Here is an 876-nt window from a genome sequence, read left to right on the forward strand (position 1 = left end):
GGGAAGACATAGAGCAGGCCGGCCGTGCGCTGCGCGGCGGCCTCCCCCACCCCGGCGGTTGTGAACCGGGCCACCAGCGTGTCGACGTACTCCCGGTCCTGGCCGCGCAGCAACCCGGGGACGGTGTCGGCGTACGCCGCGACCGTGGCAGCGAAGCGCCGCGTCTCGCCGAGGACGTCCACCGGTCGGCCGCGGCGCTCCAGCAGCCCGCGCACCGTCCGGTCGAGCAGACGCCGCTGCTCCTGACGGAGCTCGGTCGCCACGGCGGCGGGCACCTGGCCGTCCAGGCCGCTGACGCGTGCGGTCAGGTCGGAGAGGCCGAAGACCCGGTCCGCCACGACGGCGGCGCGGACCACGTCCGCGGGGTCGCAGCCGGTCTCCTCGAGTGCGCGGTGGGCGAAGGTGATGCCTCCCAGGTCGACCACCGTGTTGACCAGCACCGTGGCCACGATCTCGCGCCGCAGCGGATGCTCGCCCAGGTGGTCGCCGAACCGCTCGCGGAGCTCGCGGGGGAAGTAGCCGCGCAGGATCTCGCGCACCCAGGGCTCGTCGGGGAGGTCGCTGGCGATCACCGAGCGGGCCAGCGAGATCTTGGCGTGCGCGAGGAGCATCGACAGCTCGGGGGTGGTCAGGCCCGCACCGTCCCTGGCGCGGCGGTCCAGCTCGGCGTCGGTGGGCAGCGCCTCGAGGTCGCGGTCGAGCTGGCCGGCGCGCTCGAGGGCCTCGATGAGGCGGCGGTGGGCCGGAAGGAAGACGGGGGCGAGGTGTCGTTCGTCGGAGAGGATCCGGTTCTGTGCGTAGTTGTTGGCCAGCACCAGCTCGAGGACGTCGTCGGTCATCCGGAGCAGGACGTCGTTGCGCTCGGCGGGCTCGAGC

At 73.9% G+C, this 876-nt stretch carries 1 pseudogene; it reads right to left on the minus strand.

What is annotated here, in order from left to right:
- Positions 1-839, minus strand: a pseudogene (locus tag ACK4SE_RS13855) (NAD-glutamate dehydrogenase); the annotation flags it as partial.
- Positions 840-876 lie beyond the last annotated feature (37 nt).

This window comes from Brevundimonas sp. (assembly GCF_046293315.1).
In the GTDB taxonomy this organism is placed as follows: domain Bacteria; phylum Pseudomonadota; class Alphaproteobacteria; order Caulobacterales; family Caulobacteraceae; genus Brevundimonas.